Annotated in this window: 12 protein-coding genes; 7 read left to right on the top strand and 5 right to left on the bottom strand. The window is 75.3% G+C overall.

Translation table 11 applies throughout. The features are described from left to right. Positions 1–93 precede the first annotated feature (93 nt). Complete coding sequence (locus AB0N76_RS05155) at positions 94–4,764, bottom strand: ATP-dependent helicase (protein WP_363553311.1); 4,671 nt, start codon at positions 4,762–4,764, stop codon at positions 94–96. Positions 4,765–4,977: 213 nt separating this feature from the next. Between AB0N76_RS05155 and AB0N76_RS05150 the strand changes: the two genes are divergently transcribed. The 7 genes from AB0N76_RS05150 (at position 4,978) to rny (ending at position 12,997) form a co-directional block, all read left to right on the top strand. Further along, positions 4,978–6,621 carry a S8 family serine peptidase gene (locus AB0N76_RS05150; protein WP_363553309.1) on the top strand — a complete coding sequence of 548 codons (1,644 nt, stop codon included), beginning with the start codon at positions 4,978–4,980 and terminating at the stop codon, positions 6,619–6,621. Positions 6,622–6,711: 90 nt separating this feature from the next. Next, complete coding sequence (locus AB0N76_RS05145) at positions 6,712–7,263, top strand: GNAT family N-acetyltransferase (RefSeq protein ID WP_363553307.1); 552 nt, start codon at positions 6,712–6,714, stop codon at positions 7,261–7,263. Positions 7,264–7,280: 17 nt separating this feature from the next. After that, positions 7,281–7,475, top strand: coding sequence for a DUF3046 domain-containing protein (locus AB0N76_RS05140; RefSeq protein WP_363553305.1), 195 nt, complete (start codon positions 7,281–7,283; stop codon positions 7,473–7,475). A gap of 186 nt (positions 7,476–7,661) precedes the next feature. Continuing rightward, positions 7,662–8,999 carry an AI-2E family transporter gene (locus tag AB0N76_RS05135; RefSeq protein WP_363553303.1) on the top strand — a complete coding sequence of 446 codons (1,338 nt, stop codon included), beginning with the start codon at positions 7,662–7,664 and terminating at the stop codon, positions 8,997–8,999. A 154-nt stretch (positions 9,000–9,153) separates the two neighbouring features. After that, on the top strand, positions 9,154–10,266 hold the full coding sequence (gene recA / locus AB0N76_RS05130) for a recombinase RecA (protein WP_363553301.1): 1,113 nt from the start codon (positions 9,154–9,156) through the stop codon (positions 10,264–10,266). Between the two features lie 4 nt (positions 10,267–10,270). Continuing rightward, positions 10,271–11,263: a regulatory protein RecX gene (locus AB0N76_RS05125; protein WP_363553299.1), complete on the top strand. Its 993-nt coding sequence runs from the start codon at positions 10,271–10,273 to the stop codon at positions 11,261–11,263. A 252-nt stretch (positions 11,264–11,515) separates the two neighbouring features. Then, positions 11,516–12,997, top strand: coding sequence for a ribonuclease Y (gene rny / locus AB0N76_RS05120; protein ID WP_363553297.1), 1,482 nt, complete (start codon positions 11,516–11,518; stop codon positions 12,995–12,997). Here the strand turns inward: rny and AB0N76_RS05115 are convergent. The 4 genes from AB0N76_RS05115 to AB0N76_RS05100 all read right to left on the bottom strand — a co-directional run bounded on the left by AB0N76_RS05115 (position 12,978) and on the right by AB0N76_RS05100 (position 17,325). After that, positions 12,978–14,729, bottom strand: coding sequence for an FAD-dependent monooxygenase (locus tag AB0N76_RS05115; protein ID WP_363553295.1), 1,752 nt, complete (start codon positions 14,727–14,729; stop codon positions 12,978–12,980). The two genes, rny and AB0N76_RS05115, sit on opposite strands and share 20 nt — an antisense overlap. Positions 14,730–14,863: 134 nt before the next feature. Next, positions 14,864–15,715: an amino acid ABC transporter permease gene (locus AB0N76_RS05110; RefSeq protein WP_363553293.1), complete on the bottom strand. Its 852-nt coding sequence runs from the start codon at positions 15,713–15,715 to the stop codon at positions 14,864–14,866. Continuing rightward, on the bottom strand, positions 15,712–16,365 hold the full coding sequence (locus AB0N76_RS05105) for an amino acid ABC transporter permease (protein ID WP_363553291.1): 654 nt from the start codon (positions 16,363–16,365) through the stop codon (positions 15,712–15,714). The genes AB0N76_RS05110 and AB0N76_RS05105 overlap by 4 nt, the downstream gene beginning before the upstream one ends. Before the next feature lie 48 nt (positions 16,366–16,413). Further along, positions 16,414–17,325 carry a glutamate ABC transporter substrate-binding protein gene (locus AB0N76_RS05100; RefSeq protein ID WP_363553289.1) on the bottom strand — a complete coding sequence of 304 codons (912 nt, stop codon included), beginning with the start codon at positions 17,323–17,325 and terminating at the stop codon, positions 16,414–16,416. Between the last annotated feature and the right edge of the window lie 38 nt (positions 17,326–17,363).

The following is a 17,363-nucleotide window of genomic DNA, read 5'->3' as shown; positions in this document are numbered from 1 at the left end:
AGGGCCGCGGGACCGGAAAGGTCCCGCGGCCCTCGTGCGTTTCCGGCTCCCGTTCGTGGTCCTGGTGCCGCCTCCGGCCTGCCGTGCGGCCCGCTACGGGCGCAGGCGCAGGCCGCGCGGGGTGGCGTGGAAGCCCGCCTCCTCCAGGGCCGCGCCGAGCGCCGAGCCGAGCGCGGGCGCGCCGTTGGCCCGCTCCACCGTGACGCTGCCGAGCGCCCCGGCCCGGGCCGCCCCGGCCAGCGCGGCGGCCGCCGCCGCGAGCGTCGCCCCGTCCTCCGGCCAGGCCAGCAGGGACTTGCCGCCGCGCTCCACGTACAGGCACAGCTCGCCGTCGACCAGGACCACCAGCGCGCCGGCCTTCCGGCCGGGCCGGTGCGCCTTCGCCGCCGCGCCGTCGGCGGCCCCGGCGGGCGGCTCGGGCCAGGGCAGGGCCGCGCCGTAGGCGTTGGCCGGGTCGGCGGCGGCCAGCACCAGGGCCTGCGGCGGCTCGGCGGACGGGGCGGCCGGCCACTCGGCGCCCCGGGCCCGCTCCAGCCGGCCGCTGACCGAGCGGAGCCGGTCGGCCGCGCCCTCCATGGCGAACTGGGCGCCGCCCAGCCCCTCCACGAAGTAGCCCCGGCGGGCCCGGCCGCGCTCCTCCAGCGCGGCGAGCACCCGGTAGACCCCGGCGAAGCCGCCGGGCACCCGTTCGGCCGCCACCGTGCCCCGGGTCAGCAGGCCGTGCCGGTCGAGCAGGCTCTGCGCCTGGGCGGTGGCCCGGACGGTCGGGTCGGTGGCGAAGCCGGGCAGCAGCGACCAGCGCCCGCCGACCGTCGGCGGGCCGCTGCGCAGCGCCCCGCCGACCCGGCCGAACGGGCGGCCGGCGCCGCCGTAGCGGCCGCGCGGGGTGGCCCGGGGCGCCCGGTGGGCGGTGGCCCCGGCCGTCCGGCCGGAGCCGAGCAGAGCGCGCAGCGGGGCCAGGGTGTCGTTGCTGACGTAGCCGGCCCACACCAAGTCCCAGAGGGCCTCGACGACCTCCGGCTCCGGGGTCTCCGGGACCTGGGCGACCAGCTGGCGGAAGAACAGCCCGTAGCCGCCGGTGAGCGCCTCCAGCAGCGCGGTGTGCACCGGGGTGACGGCGGGCGGGACGGGCTCGGGGCGCAGCAGGTGGGCGTTCTCGGCCAGGTGGAGGCTGATCCAGCCGTCCTTGCCGGGCAGGGCGCCGGCGCCGGCCCAGCCGATCTCGCCGGCCGCCATCAGCTCGTCCAGCAGGCCGGGGGAGTAGTCGGCGAGCCGGGCCGGGAGGATCAGCTTCTCCAGTGCGGAGGCGGGCAGGGCGGTGCCCTGGAGCTGTTCGACCACCCGGAGCAGGCCGTCCGGTCCGCGCAGCCGGTGGCCGGCCAGGTGCTGCCACTGCGGCAGGAAGGCCGCCAGGGCGCGCGGCGGGACGGGTTCGACCTCCTGGCGCAGGGCGGCCAGCGAGCGGCGGCGCAGCCGGCGCAGCACCTCGGCGTCGCACCACTCGACGGTGGCGGTGTGGCCCTCGACCGGTCTGAATTCTCCCTGGACCAGGCGGCCGGTGGCGGTCAGCCGGTGCAGGGTGCCGGTGACCACGGCGGTGCCCAGGCCGAAGCGGGTGGCGGCCTCGGCGGCGGTGAACGGGCCGTGGGTGCGGGCGTGCCGGGCGAGCAGGTCGCCGAGCGGGTCCTTGACCGGCTCGGTGAAGGCCTCGGGGACGCCGACCGGGAGCGGGGTGCCGAGGGCGTCGCGCAGCCGTCCGGCGTCCTCGATCGCGGCCCAGCGCCGCTCGCCGGCGATCCGGACCTGGATCACCCGGCGGGCGGCCTCCAGTTCGAGCGCCCAGAGCGGTTCGGCGCCCCGGGCGGTCAGTTCGGCCTCGGCGAGCGGGCCGAGCAGGCGCAGCGCGTCGGCGACGCCCTCGGCGTCCTTGATCCGGCGCTCGGGGGTGAGCCGCTGGAGCTCGGCCTCCAGCTCGGCGAGGACCTGCGGGTCGAGCAGCTCGCGCAGCTCGGCCTGGCCGAGCAGCTCGGAGAGCAGCCGGGAGTCGAGGGAGAGGGCGGCGGCGCGGCGCTCGGCGAGCGGGGAGTCGCCCTCGTAGAGGAACTGGGCGACGTAGCCGAAGAGCAGCGAGCGGGCGAACGGGGAGGGCTCGGGGGTGGTGACCTCCACCAGGCGGACGGCGCGGGACTCCAGGTCGCCCATCAGCTCGACCAGGCCGGGCACGTCGAAGACGTCCTGCAGGCACTCGCGGACGGCCTCCAGCACGATCGGGAAGGAGCCGTACTCGGCGGCGACCTCCAGCAGCTGGGCGGCGCGCCGGCGCTGCTGCCAGAGCGGGGTGCGCTTGCCGGGGCTGCGGCGGGGGAGCAGTAGGGCGCGGCCGGCGCACTCGCGGAAGCGGGAGGCGAACAGGGCGGAGCCGCCGACCTGGTCGGTGACCAGCTGCTCGATCTCGGCCGGGTCGAACAGCGCGGCGTCGGCGCCGACCGGGGCGTCGTCGGTGACCGGCTTCTCCGAGGGGAAGTCCAGAAGGTCCGCGTCGGGGAGGCGGAGCACGATGCCGTCGTCGGCGTGCATGACCTGCGGGTCGAGGCCGTGCTTCTCGCGCAGCCGGGCGGCCAGGGCCAGGGCCCAGGGCGCGTGCACCTGGGCGCCGAAGGGCGAGTGCACGACGATCCGCCAGTCGCCCAGCTCGTCGCGGAACCGCTCGACCACGATGGTGCGGTCGTCGGGGAGGTGGCCGCAGGCGGCGCGCTGCTCGGCGAGGTAGTCGAGCAGGTTGCCGGCCGCCCAGTCGTCCAGGCCGGCCAGCTTGAGCCGGGCGGTGGCGGCCTCCGGGTCGAGCGCGCCGAGCTCGCGGGTGAAGGCGCCGAGCGCGCGGCCGAGTTCGAGCGGGCGGCCGAGGGTGTCGCCCTTCCAGAACGGGAGCCGGCCGGGGACCCCGGGGGCGGGGGTGACCAGCACCTTGTCGTGGGTGATGTCCTCGATCCGCCAGGAGGTGGTGCCGAGGGTGAAGACGTCGCCGACCCGGGACTCGTAGACCATCTCCTCGTCCAGCTCCCCGACCCGGCCGCCGCCCTTCTTCGGGTCCGTGCCGGCGATGAAGACGCCGAACAGGCCGCGGTCGGGGATGGTGCCGCCGGAGGTGACGGCGAGCCGCTGGGCGCCGGGGCGGCCGGTGACGGTACCGGCCACCCGGTCCCAGACCAGCCGGGGGCGCAGCTCGGCGAACGCGTCCGAGGGGTAGCGGCCGGCCAGCATGTCGAGCACCGCGTCGAACGCGGACTGCGGCAGGGTGGCGAACGGCGCGGCCCGGCGGACCACCGTGAGCAGCTCGTCCACCTGCCAGGTGTCCAGCGCCGTCATCGCGACCAGCTGCTGCGCCAGCACGTCCAGCGGGTTGCGCGGGATCCGCAGCGCCTCGATCCGACCGGCCCGCATCCGCTCGGTGACCACGGCGGACTGCACGAGGTCGCCCCGGTACTTGGGGAAGACGACGCCGGTGGACACCGCGCCGACCTGGTGGCCGGCCCGGCCGACCCGCTGGAGCCCGGAGGCCACCGAGGGCGGGGACTCGACCTGGACCACCAGCTCGACGGCGCCCATGTCGATGCCGAGCTCCAGGCTGGAGGTGGCGACCACGGCGGGCAGCCGGCCGGCCTTGAGCTCCTCCTCGACCAGGGCGCGCTGCTCCTTGGAGACCGAGCCGTGGTGGGCGCGGGCGATCACCGGCGGGGCGCCCTTGGCGGCGCCGGAGCCGCCCATCAGCTGGGCCGGGGCGTGGGCCTCCGGCAGGCCGGCGCCGGCGGCGCGTTCGAGGGCGATCTCGTTCAGCCGGTTGCAGAGCCGCTCGGCGAGCCGGCGGGAATTGGCGAAGACGATGGTCGAGCGGTGGGCCTGGACGAGGTCGACGATCCGCTCCTCGACGTGCGGCCAGATCGAGGCCTTCCGGGCCGGGTCCTCGTCCGCGGCGGCGCCGACGGTGGGGGCGGCCGGCAGGTCGTCGAGGTCCGGGACCGGGACGACCACGGAGAGGTCGAACTCCTTGGCGGCGGGCGGCTGGACCACGACGGCGCCGCGCCCGGGGCTGAGGAAGCGGGCCACCTCCTCGACCGGGCGGACGGTGGCGGAGAGGCCGATCCGGCGGGCCGGGCGGTCCAGCAGCTCGTCCAGCCGCTCCAGGGAGAGCGCGAGGTGGGCGCCGCGCTTGGTGCCGGCCACGGCGTGCACCTCGTCCAGGATCACCGTGTCGATGCCGCGCAGGGCCTCCCGGGAGGCGGAGGTGAGCAGCAGGAACAGCGATTCGGGGGTGGTGATCAGGATGTCCGGCGGGTGGGTGGCGAAGCGGCGGCGGTCGGCGGCCGCGGTGTCCCCGGAGCGGATGCCGACCTGGACCTCCGGTTCGGGCAGGCCGAGCCGGACGGCGGCCTGGCGCAGGCCGGCCAGCGGGGCGCGGAGGTTGCGCTCGACGTCCACCGCCAGGGCCTTGAGCGGGGAGATGTAGAGGACGCGGCAGCGGCGCTTGGGGTCGGCGGGCGGCGGGGTGCTGCTGAGCCGGTCGAGTGCGGAGAGGAAGGCCGCGAGCGTCTTGCCGGAGCCGGTGGGGGCGACCACCAGGACGTCGGTGTCCTGCCCGATGGCGCGCCAGGCCTCGGCCTGGGCGGTGGTGGGCGCGGCGAAGGCACCCGTGAACCAGGCCCGGGTGGCCGGGGCGAAGCCGGCCAGCGGGTCGGCGGGGGGCTGGGTCGGGTGCTGCGGCGCCATGCCCCCATGGTGCCGGGTGGCACTGACAACGGGGCGGGGACCGGCGGCGGGTCGCCGGTCGGCGGGTGGCCGTTCGGGGCAACCGGGAAGGCAGAACGGGCAATCGGATCATATGGTGATGATTCAGACCCCGTGATGCTCCTGTGAAGATCAGCCCTCCTGCGGCCGGCCGTCCCGGCGCGACCGCCGGGACCGACGAGCGGAGACCGTGCCATGGCGCAGGTGGACCCGTCCGGCCGCGGTCCCGCTCCGGCGCCGGCTCCCGCTCCGGTCCCCCTCCCTGCTCTGGCGGTGCGGGCGGTCCGGGCGGCCGGCGTCGACCGGGTCGGACGGGCCCGGGCCCGGGGGCCGCTCCGGGCGCTGCTCGCGATGCTGCTCACCGCGCTGGTGGTCGGCGGCGCGGTGCCGTACGTCGCCGGTCCCGGCCGGGCCTACCTCAGCTACCTGGTGCTCGCCGAGCAGGCGGACCCGGCCGGGGCCGCCCGGGCGGCGGCCGAGGCGCGCGCGGCCGGCGGCCAGGTCGTCCAGGAGTACCCGCAGATCGGGGTGGTGCTCGCGTACGCCGCCGGGGGCTTCGCCGAGCAGCTCCGGGGCCGTCCCGGGGTGGCCGCGGTCGGCGCCACCCGGACCGCGCCGGTGCCCGGCCCGCCCCGGCCGCTGGACGGCGCCGGGGACTTCCGGGTCGGCGCGGACCGGGTCGGCGGCGCGCACGGCGACCGGGTGGACGGGGGCCGGGCGGGCGGCGGCGACCGGCTGGAGGGCGGGGACGACGACGCCACCGTCACCGTCGCCGACCCGGGCGAGCGCGACGCCTGGAACCTCGCCCTGCTCGGCACCGCCCCCGGCCCCGGCGCGGACGCCACCCCGAACCTGCTGCGCGGCCCCGACGCCCCCGCGACCGACGCCCTGCGCAAGGTGCTGGTCGCCGTCCTCGACTCCGGCGTCGACGACACCCACCCCGACCTGCGCGCCGCCGTCGACCCGAAGAGCTCCGCCTCCTGCGCCGACGGCCGCCCCGACGCCCGCAGCGGCTCCTGGCGGCCCGACGCCGACGTCGGGGAGAGCGGCCACGGCACCCACGTCGCCGGGATCGTCGGCGCCGCCCGGGACGGCCGCGGCGTCAGCGGGGTGGCGCCCGGCGTCCGGATCGCCGCCGTCCGGCTGCTCGGCCCGCTCGGCCAGTACTACGCCGAGAACATCGTCTGCGGCATGCTCTGGGCCGCCGACCACGGTGCCAGGGCGATCAACGACAGCTACTTCGCCGACCCGTGGAAGTACAACTGCCCCGACGACCCGGACCAGGCCGCGCTGGCCGCCGCCGTCGGCCGGGCCGTCGGGTACGCCCGCCGGCAGGGCGCGGTGGTGGTGGCCTCGGCGGGCAACGACGGGCAGGACCTCGGCGCCGCCCGCACCGACGAGCGCAGCCCCAACGACCGCACCGCCGGCCCGGCCCGGTCCCGCCACGTCGGCCCCGAGTGCGTCCGGCTGCCCGGCGAGCTGCCCGGCGTGGTCACGGTGACCGCGGTCGACCGGGACGGCCGCCCGTCCGCGTACACCAACTTCGGGCGCGGCAAGGTCTCGCTGGCCGCCCCCGGCGGGGACCCGGACGGCGGCGCGCAGGGGGCGGTGGTCTCCGACTGGCCGGGCGGCCGGTACGCCGCGCTGGCCGGCACCTCGATGGCGGCGGCGCACGTCACCGGCGCGGTCGCGGTGGCCGCCGCGCTGCACCCGGACTGGGGTTCCGACCGGCTCGCCGGGCTGCTGGCCGCCACCGCGGCCGCGGCCTGCCCGCCGGGCCCGGCCGGCTGTGGCGACCGCCAGTACTACGGCGCCGGGACACTGGCCCTGCCGCGCTGAGCACCGGGCGGCGGGCGGTGGGCAGCGGGCGGCGGGCGGCGGGGCGGAAAACCGGGTGACGGGGCGGGCGGGGCGGGTGAGGATCGGGGGATGGACACCTTCCTCACCACCGAGCGGCTGGAGCTGCGCCGCTTCACCGCCGACGACGTGGACGCCCTGGTGGAGCTGGACGCCGACCCCGAGGTGACGCGCTACCTCACCGGCGGGCGGCCCACCCCGCGCGCGGTGGTCGAGGAGACCCTGCTGCCGCTCTACTTCGACCACTACCGCCGCTTCGGCGACCTCGGCTGGTGGGCAGCCCACGAGCGGGCGGGCGGGGCGTTCCTCGGCTGGTTCGAGTTCCGCTCGCTGAACGGCGACCGCGCCGAGGTCGAGCTCGGCTACCGGCTGCGCCGCCCGGCCTGGGGGCACGGCTACGCCACCGAGGGCGCCCGGGCGCTGATCCGCCGGGGCTTCACCGAGCTCGGCGTGGAGCGGGTGGTGGCCTACACGATGGCGGTCAACCTCGGCTCGCGGCGGGTGATGGAGAAGGCCGGTCTCGGCTTCGTCCGCACCTTCCACGAGGACTACCCCGAGATGATCCCGGGCAGCGAGCACGGCGAGGTCGAGTACGCCCTGGCCGCCGCGGACTGGCAGGCGTAGCGGGGATACTGGTGGGCATGAGGCTGACGGAGTTCTGGCGGCGGATGTACGCGCACTTCGGCGAGGGGTACGCCGAGTCCTTCGCGAGCGACCACGTGATGAGCGAGCTGGGCGGGCGGACGGTCCGGCAGGCGCTGGACGCGGGCTGGGAGGCCAAGGACGTCTGGCGGGTGGTCTGCGAGACCCAGGGCGTCTCCACCGTGCTGCGCTGAGCCGCCGCGCCGGCCTTCCGCATCGGCCTTCCGTATCGGCCTTCCACGTCGCCTTCCAGGTCCGCCTTCCATGCCGACCTGACGCGCTGACCTGGCGCGTCGGCCGGCCGGGTCCGGTCCGGCGCCCCGGCGGCCGACCCCGGCCCGCTGCCCGAACGGGCGTCGGGCATGGGTCAGACTGTGCGGGTGACAAGCAGTGCAGACCAGCAGAATTCGGACAGGTCGGCGCAGGTCGCCGACGAGGCCGCGGGTCCTTCGCCCGCCTCCCCGCCCGCGCCGCCCTCGGGCCCGGCGCCCGCCCGGACCGCGGGTGACGGCCTCTGGGGCTCCGGGATGCCGCGCTGGCTGCCGAGGGCGATGGTGCTGGCGCTGGTCCTGGTCGGGCTGTTCCAGCTCGCCGACTGGGCCTTCCACCAGCTGATCGACCTCTTCGTGATGCTGCTGGTCTCCTTCTTCCTGTCCCTGGCGCTGGAGCCGGCGGTGGACCGGATGGCGGCCCGCGGGGTGCGCCGGGGCGTCGGCACCTTCCTGGTCTTCGTCGCGGTGGCGATCGCGGTCGGCGGCTTCCTCACCGCGCTCGGCACCCTGCTGGTGGACCAGGTGGCGAAGATCGCGAGCGACCTCCCGCACCTGCTGGACAACCTGATCGGCTGGGTCAACCGCACCTTCCACCAGGACCTCTCGCTGGACGAGCTGCAGAAGAAGCTGCTCAAGGACTCCGGCGCGATCGAGAACTACGCCCAGCAGGCCGCCGACAACGTCTGGGGCGTCTCCTCGACCCTGCTCGGCGGACTGTTCCAGGCGTTCACCGTCGGCCTCTTCACCTTCTACTTCACCGCCGACGGCCCCCGGGTCCGACGGACCGTCTGTTCGCTGCTGCCGCCCGCCAAGCAGGCCGAGGTGCTGCGGGCCTGGGAGATCGCGCTGGCCAAGACCGGCGGCTACCTCTACTCCCGGGCGCTGCTGGCGGTCGCCTCGGCGCTCGCGCACTGGGTGATGTTCGCACTGCTGGACCTCCCGTACGCGGCCGCGCTGGCGGTATGGGTCGGCGTCATGTCGCAGTTCGTGCCGACCATCGGCACCTACCTGGCGGGCGCCCTGCCGGTGCTGGTGGCGCTCACCACGGCGGAGCCGGTGGATGCGCTCTGGGTGCTGGTCTTCGTGGTGGTCTACCAGCAGATCGAGAACTACCTGCTGCACCCGCGGATCACCGCGAGGACGGTGGACGTGCACCCGGCGGTGGCGTTCGGCTCGGTGATCGCGGGCGCGGCGCTGCTCGGGGCGGTCGGCGCGCTGATCGCGATCCCGGCGGCGGCCACCCTGCAAGGGTTCGTCGGGACGTACGTGCGCCGGTACGAGGTGGCCACCGATCCCCGGATCGACCGGGGCGAGCAGCGGCGGGCCCGGCGGGCGCTGCGCCGGGAGGCGGCGCGCCGGCTGCGGCGGATGGTCGGCGGCGGGTCCGGTGGCTCCGGCGGCTCCGCCGGTTCGGGTGGCTCCGGCGACGGGGGCGGGGAGAAGTAGGTCGAACGGCTTGCGCTTGAATCGAACAGTTGTTCTTTGTACTCTCCGGCGAAGAGTTTTCCCCAGGCCGAGCCCGGTCCGGGTCGTTTGTCAGTGGGACGCGCTAGCGTCGAGGACGATGAAGCGCACAGCACAGAACCCGAGGGTGGAAGCCATGGCAGGTACGGACCGCGAGAAGGCCCTTGAGACCGCGCTCGCTCAGATCGAGCGGCAGTTCGGCAAGGGCTCGGTGATGCGCCTCGGCGAGAAGGCCAACGAGCCGATCGAGGTGATCCCCACCGGGTCCACCGCCCTGGACGTCGCCCTCGGGGTCGGCGGCATCCCGCGCGGCCGGGTGATCGAGATCTACGGCCCCGAGTCCTCCGGCAAGACCACGCTGACCCTGCACCTGGCGGCCAACGCCCAGCGGGCCGGCGGCACGGTCGCCTTCGTCGACGCGGAGCACGCGCTCGACCCGGAGTACGCCAAGAAGCTCGGCGTGGACACCGACGCCCTGCTGGTCAGCCAGCCGGACACCGGTGAGCAGGCCCTGGAGATCACCGACATGCTGATCCGCTCCGGCGCGATCGACCTGGTGATCATCGACTCCGTCGCGGCGCTCGTGCCGCGCGCGGAGATCGAGGGTGAGATGGGTGACTCGCACGTCGGTCTGCAGGCCCGTCTGATGAGCCAGGCGCTGCGGAAGATCGCCGGTGCGCTGAACCAGTCGAACACCACGGCGATCTTCATCAACCAGCTGCGCGAGAAGATCGGCGTCATGTTCGGCTCGCCGGAGACCACGACCGGTGGCCGGGCGCTGAAGTTCTACGCCTCGGTCCGGCTGGACATCCGCCGGATCGAGACCCTGAAGGACGGCACCGAGGCGGTCGGCAACCGCACCCGCGTCAAGGTCGTCAAGAACAAGGTCGCCGCGCCGTTCAAGCAGGCCGAGTTCGACATCCTCTACGGCGTCGGCATCAGCCGCGAGGGCGGCCTGATCGACATGGGCGTGGAGCACGGCTTCATCCGCAAGTCGGGCGCCTGGTACACCTACGAGGGCGACCAGCTCGGCCAGGGCAAGGAGAACGCCCGCAACTTCCTGCGCGACAACCCGCAGCTGGCCGACGAGATCGAGCGGAAGATCAAGGGCAAGCTGGGCATCGGCCCGAAGGTCGAGGAGCCGGCCGAGGCCGAGGCCGGGGCCGCCGAGGGCGCGGCCAAGCCGATCACCGCGACCGCCGCCAAGACGGCCGCGGCGAAGAAGACGGCGGCGGCCGCCAAGGCCTGAGCCGTTGACGCAGCACAGTGGGCCGGCGGGCCCGGAGGACGATGACGACTACGGGCCGCCGGACTGGTTCGCGGCCGTGGCCGAGCCGGAGCCAGGGCCCGAGCCGGAACCGGCGCCGAGGTCGGGCCGCGAGCCCGGGCCGCGGCGTGCCCGCGCCGCCGGGCGCGCGCCGGACCGGTCGGCGGACGCGGCCGACCTGGGGTTGGTCGCGGCCTCCGAGCTGCCCACGGGGCGGCGTCGGCGCCGCTCGGCGCTGGCGGCGGAGGAAGCACCCGGCCACCCGGCCGGGGGCGGCGCCGGGGTGGGGGCGGCCGGTCACGGGGGTGTGGCCGCCCCCGCCGCGGCGGCCCCGGAGGCCCGGGCCCGGCGGCGGTCCACCCGGACCCGGCGCGGCGGGCTCCCGGACGACACCGATCCGTCCACGGCGGGCCAGTCCGCGGTAGGCCAGGCCGAAGCGGGCCCGTCCGGGGGCCGGCGGGCCCGGGCCGAGGAGCCGGTCGATCCCGAGAGTCGGGCGCGGGACATCTGCCTGCGCCTGCTCACCGGCGCGGCCAAGAGCCGCAAGCAGCTCGCCGACGCCCTGCGCAAGCGGGAGATCCCGGACGAGGTCGCCGACGAGGTGCTGACCCGGCTGGAGGAGGTCGGGCTGATCGACGACGCGGCCTTCGCGCAGGCCTGGGTGGAGTCCCGGCACAGCGTCCGGGGTCTGTCCCGGCGCGCGCTGGCGCAGGAGCTGCGGACCAAGGGCGTCACCGGCGAGCTCGCCGAACGGGCGCTCGCCCAGCTCGACCACGACGACGAGACCGAGGCGGCCCGGGCCTTGGTCGACCGCAAGCTCCGGACCACCCGGGGCCTGGAGCGGCAGACCCGCACCCGGCGGCTGGTCGGGATGCTGGCCCGGCGCGGCTACTCGGAGGGCCTGGCCTTCCGGGTGGTCCGCGAGGCGCTGGACGAGGAGGGCTCCGCCGAGGAGTCCACCGAGTCGTCCTGGGACTGACCCAGGCCCCGGCGCCGGCCCCGGACCAGGCGCCGGCTCCGGCCCCGGCCCGTCTCCGAGGGTTGGTCAACTGCCAAGCCAGTCTTGACCGTTTCGTAACCCGCGCTTAGCCTCGCACTCAGTGCGAGAGCACGTCGATCATTCCTCGGCCGTCCCTGGCCGCACCCTGGCCACGCCCGTGACCAGGCAGGTCCGGGCCCGGCCGCGTGGTGTCCCGGGCGGCGTGCCGCGGTGGGACGGGGAGTGGGCAGGATGAGGATCGCGGTCAGCGCCGGAACGTCCGCCTCCCTGCTGGTGACGGTCCTCGCGGCCGTCGTCCTGCTGGTCGCCGCCCCGGTGGCGGCCTGGCTGCTGGCGAGACGCCTCCGGACCGCGCAGCGCCGGGCCGCCGCCGAGGCCGAGCGGGCCCGGCGGCAGGGCGAGCGGCAGGCCGAGCAGCAGGCCGCCCGGCTGCGCGCCGAACTCGACCGGCGCGAGGAGCGGCTGACCGAGGAACTGGACCGCCTGCGCACCCGCGAGGACGAACTCGCCGAGCGGTCGACCCGGCTGGAGCGGGCCCGGGACGAGGCCGAGACGCTGGTCCGGCGCCGCGCGGCGGAGCTGGAACGCGCGGCCGGGCTCTCCGCCGACCAGGCCCGCGCCGAACTGCTCCGGGCGGCCGAGTCGCAGGCCCGCCGGGAGGCGGCGGTCACCGTCCGGGAGATCGAGCGCGCCGCCCGGGAGGAGGGCGAGCAGCGCGCCCGGGCGATCGTGGCCGGGGCGATCCAGCGGTTGGCGGCCGAGCAGACCGCCGAGACCGCGGTGTCGGTGTTCCGGTTGCCCAACGAGGAGATGAAGGGCCGGGTGATCGGGCGCGAGGGCCGCAACATCCGCACCTTCGAGGCCGTCACCGGCGTCAATCTGATCATCGACGACACCCCGGCGGTGGTGCAGCTCTCCTGCTTCGACCCGGTCCGCCGGGAGACCGCCCGGCTCACCCTGGAGCAGCTGGTCGAGGACGGCCGGATCCACCCGGTGCGGATCGAGCACGTCCACGAGCGCAGCCGGGCGGAGGTCGAGCAGCGCTGCGTGCGGGCCGGCGAGGACGCGCTGCTCGCGGTCCGGGTCGGCGGCATGCACCCGGAGCTGGTCCGCACCCTCGGCACCCTGCGCTACCGGGCCTCGTACGGGCAGAACGTGCTCGGCCACCTGGTGGAGTCGGCGCACCTGGCCGGGATGATGGCGGCCGAGCTGGGGGTGGACCCGGAGCCGGTGCGGCGGTCGGCGCTGCTGCACGACATCGGCAAGGCGCTGACCCACGAGGTCGAGGGCAGCCACGCGGCGGTCGGCGCGGACTTCGCCCGGCGGCACGGCGAGTCGGCGGACGTGGTGCACGCGATCGCGGCGCACCACGGGGAGGTGGAGCCGCGGACCGTCGAGGCGGTGCTGACCCAGGCGGCGGACGCCTGCTCGGGCGGGCGGCCGGGCGCGCGCAAGGAGTCGCTGGAGGTGTACGTGCGCCGGCTGGAGCGCCTGGAGGAGATCGCCCGGGCGCACGACGGGGTGGCCACGGTGTACGCGATGCAGGCCGGCCGGGAGGTCCGGGTGATGGTCCGGCCGGAGGTGGTGGACGACCTCGGGGCGCAGGTGATCGCCCGCGAGGTCGCCAAGCAGGTCGCCGAGGAGCTGACCTATCCGGGGCAGATCCGGGTGACGGTGGTCCGGGAGAGCCGGGTCACCGAGGTGGCCCGCTAGGTTCGGCGGTCGCTCCGGCAGCCGGTTCGGTGGCCGACGGCGGCTCGGGTTCCAGCTCCGGCTCGGGGCCGCCGGTCAGCGAGGCCGGGCCGCCGCGGGCCCGGTCGGCCAGCGCCTGGAGGTCCTCGGCGGCCGCGCCCTGGGTGACCCCGACCAGGTGCCCGTCCGGCCGGATCAGCAGCACGGTGTGCGGGCCGGCCCCGGGGTAGGCCTCGGTGACCAGGACCTCGGCCGGCACCGGCAGCGCGGCCGCGACCTCCGCCAGCCGGGGCATCAGCCCGGCGCCCAGCCAGTGCTCGGCGGACCAGACGGCGGTGCCGGGCGCGACCAGCAGCAGCAGGAAGCCGGCGCCGAGCCGGGCGTGCAGCCGGTCCGGGGTGCCGTCGGTGCCCAGCACCGGCAGGTCCGGGACGAGCACGCCGGGCGCGGTGGCGGGCAGCAGTTCGCTGAGCGAGGTGGTGCCGCGCGCGCCGCGCTGGACCGGGACCCGACCGGGCACGCCGGAGGGGGCCGCCGGGTAGGCGGGGGCGCCGCCGAACCGGCCGGTGCCGAGGTGGCCGTCGGCGAGCAGCGGCGCGTGCTTGCGGAACGAGCCGGTGAGCAGCGAGCGCCGGGTCTGCGCCCAGCCGCGCAGCGGGCGCAGCAGGGGCATGGCCTGGTCGACGGCGCGCAGCCGGGAGCCGACCGCGCCGCGCCGTTCGGCCTCGTAGCCGTCGAGCAGGGAGCCGCCGGGCTGTGGGCCGCCGGAGTGCAGGTGCCAGGCGAGGGCGAGCCGCCAGGCCAGGTTGTCGGCGTCGCGCAGGCCGTCGGTGAGGTTCTGCATGCCGAGCGCGCCGTGCAGGTGGGCGGCGTCCCCGGCGAGGAAGCAGCGGCCGCTGCGGAAGCGGGCGGCCAGCCGCTGCTGGTTGGTGTGGTCGGCGGCGGCGAGCAGGTCGAACCGGGGGAGTTCGCCGCACCAGCCGGTGAGGGTGGCGGTGACCCGGGTGAGCAGGGTGTCGCCGGTGACGATGCCGGGCCAGGTGGCGTGCGGGTCGACCGACTCGGTGGGGGCGGGCCGGCCCGGGGGCAGCCGCCAGTCGAGCCGCCAGACGCCGTGCGGCAGCGGGCGGGCGGTGGCCTCGCGGTCGCCGCGCCACGGCGGCTCGCGGTGCAGCCGGGGCTCGGTGAACGGCAGGTCGACCCGGACGGTGGCGACGGCGCTGCGGTCGACGGCGGGCCGGCCGGGGAAGCGGATCTTCAGCAGCTTGCGGACGGTGGAGCGGGCGCCGTCGCAGCCGACCAGGTGGCTGCCGCGCCACCAGGTCTCGGTGCCGTCCTGCGGGTTGCGGGTGTGCACGCTGACGCCGTCGCGGTCCTGTTCGAGCCGGGTGACCCGGTGCAGCGGGACCAGCTTGACCAGCGGGGTGCCGGTGAGGGCGTCGCGCAGGCCGCGCTGGAGCCGGTGCTGGGGCAGGTGCAGGACCGGGGTGTCGGCGAGGTCGATCCGCAGCACCTCCTGGCGGCGGCGCCAGACCCCGAAGGCGTCCCAGCGGGCGGAGTCGGAGACCGCCCGGGAGTAGCCGATCCGGGTCAGGAAGGCGGCGGTGTCGGCGCCGAGGACGACGCTGCGAGGGCTCTCGGGACAGAGCCCGGAGCCCTCGTCGAGGACGACCGTCGGCACCTCGTGCCGGGCGAGGGCGAGGGCCAGGGCCAGGCCGACCGGCCCGGCCCCGACCACGATCACCGGGTCCATGCCGGGACCTCCGGGCACGGACGGACGCCGTGGAGTTCCGGGCATGGGTCGGCTGACAGGCGGGCGTCATATGCCGCGTGGATGCTCCCGGATGGTGTCACGAAGAGCAATGCAACAGTTCACCTGCGTGTCCGTCAAGCAGCAGCTGAAGTGCGCCGGTTCGCGCCGCGTCGGCCGCGTGCCTCGATCCACCGGGCGAGCGCGGTGAGCAGCAGGCACATCGCGATGTAGATGGGCCCGATCACCAGGACGACGGGGATGTAGGGGAAGCCCGCCGAGTTCAGCGGCTGGGTGGCGATGGCCTTACCGACGAAGAGCAGCTCGTGGTAGGTGATGATGGCACCCAGCGAGGTGTCCTTCAGGGTGACGACCAGCTGGCCGATCATCGAGGGCAGCATCGAGCGGACCGCCTGTGGGACCAGGATGGTGGTCATCACCTGGGTCTTGCGCAGGCCGAGCGCGTACGCCGCCTCGCCCTGGCCGCGCGGCACCGCGTTGACGCCGCTGCGGATGATCTCCGCCTGGACCGAGCCGTTGTAGAGGGTGAGGCCGAGCACCAGGGCCCACATCGGCTCCTTGGCGAAGAAGCCGTAGTAGAGCGCGACGATCAGGATCAGCAGGGGCATGGCCCGGAAGAACTGGACGACGGAGACGCTCGCCCAGCGCACCGGCTTGTGGTCGGAGAGCTGTCCGGCGGCCAGCAGGGCGCCCAGCACCAGGGAGAGCACCGCCGCCAGCCCGAAGGCCTGCAGGGTCGCGACCAGGCCGTCGGCGATCCGTTGCTGGATGGTGTTGTACTGGAACGCGTCCCAGAGTCCGGCGTCGAACTGGCCGTTGTCGTTCAGCGTGGTGAAGGCGTACCAGAACAGGCCGGCGATGCCGAGCAGCGCGAGCACGCCGAGGATCCGGTTGCGGACGACCGCCTTCGGGCCGGGCGCGTCGTAGAGGACGCTGGCCGTCGCGGTACGGGTGAAGAGGTTGCTCATCGGGCCACCGCCAGTCGGTTCTCCAGGAAGCGGAACAGCAGGGCGACGAAGGCGCTGATCAGCAGGTAGGCGCAGGCCACCCAGAAGAAGATCGCGAAGATCGAGTAGCCGGCCCCGTCGGAGAAGCCCTGCTGGACGCTGTACAGCTCGCCGACGCTGAACGCGCCGGCGATCGCCGAGTTCCTCGGCAGGGCGATGAAGACGCTGCTCATCGGCGCCAGCACGGTGCGGGCCGCCTGCGGCAGGACGATCTGCGTCAGGGTCTGGCCGAAGGTCATGCCGAGGCTGCGGGCGGCCTCCGCCTGACCGAGCGGCACGGTGTTGATGCCGGAGCGCAGCACCTCGCAGACGAACGCCGCGGTGTAGCTGCCGAGCGCCAGCACCGCGAAGGTGAGGTGCTCGAAGTGCACGCCGAGCGGCGGGAGGCCGAAGGTCACGGCGAAGAACAGCACGGTCAGCGGGGTGTTGCGGAAGAGCGTGACCCAGGCGGTGCCGAAGGCCCGCAGCACCGGGACCGGGGAGACGCGGAAGGCCGCCAGCAGGGTGCCCAGCAGCAGGGCGAGCAGCGCGCTGAGCCCGCTCAGCTCGATGGTCTGCAGGAAGCCGTCGCGGAACAGCGCGAAGTTGCCGTCCTCGAACAGGAAACCCATCCGGCGGCCCTCCTCTCAGGGGTTCAGTGACCAGGGGTCACGGGTGGATCAGTAGCGGTCGAGGGCCGGCGGGGTCGGCGCGGCCGAGCCGGACAGGCCGAGGGTGGCGTCGTACGCCTTCTTCCAGTCGCCGTTGTCCTGGTGGGCCTTGATCGCGTCGTTGATCGCGTCGCGCAGCGCCTTGTCGTCCTTGTTCAGGCCGACGCCGTAGTTCTCCTTGGTGAAGGGCTGGCCGACGACCTTGAGCTTGGGCGCGTACTTGGAGGCGTAGCCCTTGAGGATCGAGTCGTCGGTGGTGACCGCGTCGACCTCGCCGGACATCAGCTTCTCGACGCAGGCCGAGTAGGTGTCGAACTGGGTGATCTTCGGGGAGTACTTCTCGATGTTCTTGATCGAGGTCGAGCCGGTGGCGGTGCAGACGTTCTTGCCGTTGACCGAGTCCGGGCCGGTGATCGCGGTGTTGTCGGCCTTCACCAGCAGGTCCTGGCCGGCGATGTAGTACGGGCCGGCGAAGGAGACGGACTTCTTGCGCTCGTCGTTGATGCTGTAGGTGCCGACGTAGTAGTCGATCTGGCCCTTGGAGATGGCCGGCTCGCGCTGCGAGGAGACCAGGGTCTGCCACTTGATCTGCTGCGGGCTGAAGCCCAGGTCGGCGGCGATCATCTTGGCGATCTCGATGTCGAAGCCGCTGCGGTCGTTGGTGGCGAGGTCCTCCCAGCCGAGGAACGGCTGGTCGGACTTGGCGCCGATGATCAGCTGGCCGCGCTTCTTGGCCTCGGCCAGGGTCGGCGAGTCGATCTTGGCGTCGGTCTTCACGGTGTAGGTCGGCAGCGCCGGGGCGGCGGAACCGCCGGACGAGGCGTTGCCGCCGGCGGCGGGCGAACCGTCCTTGCCGCAGGCGGCGGTGGCGGTGAGCGCGATGGCACAGAGCGCGACGGCGAAGGTGCGACGAGTCCTCATGAGGGTAGCTCTCCTCGGGCTGGGCCACGGGTCAACCG

Source organism: Kitasatospora sp. NPDC093806 (genome assembly GCF_040683335.1).
Taxonomy (GTDB): Bacteria; Actinomycetota; Actinomycetes; order Streptomycetales; family Streptomycetaceae; genus Kitasatospora.
The sequence above is the reverse complement of the archived record's forward strand: the minus strand, read 5'-3'. Positions and strand labels throughout refer to the sequence as shown.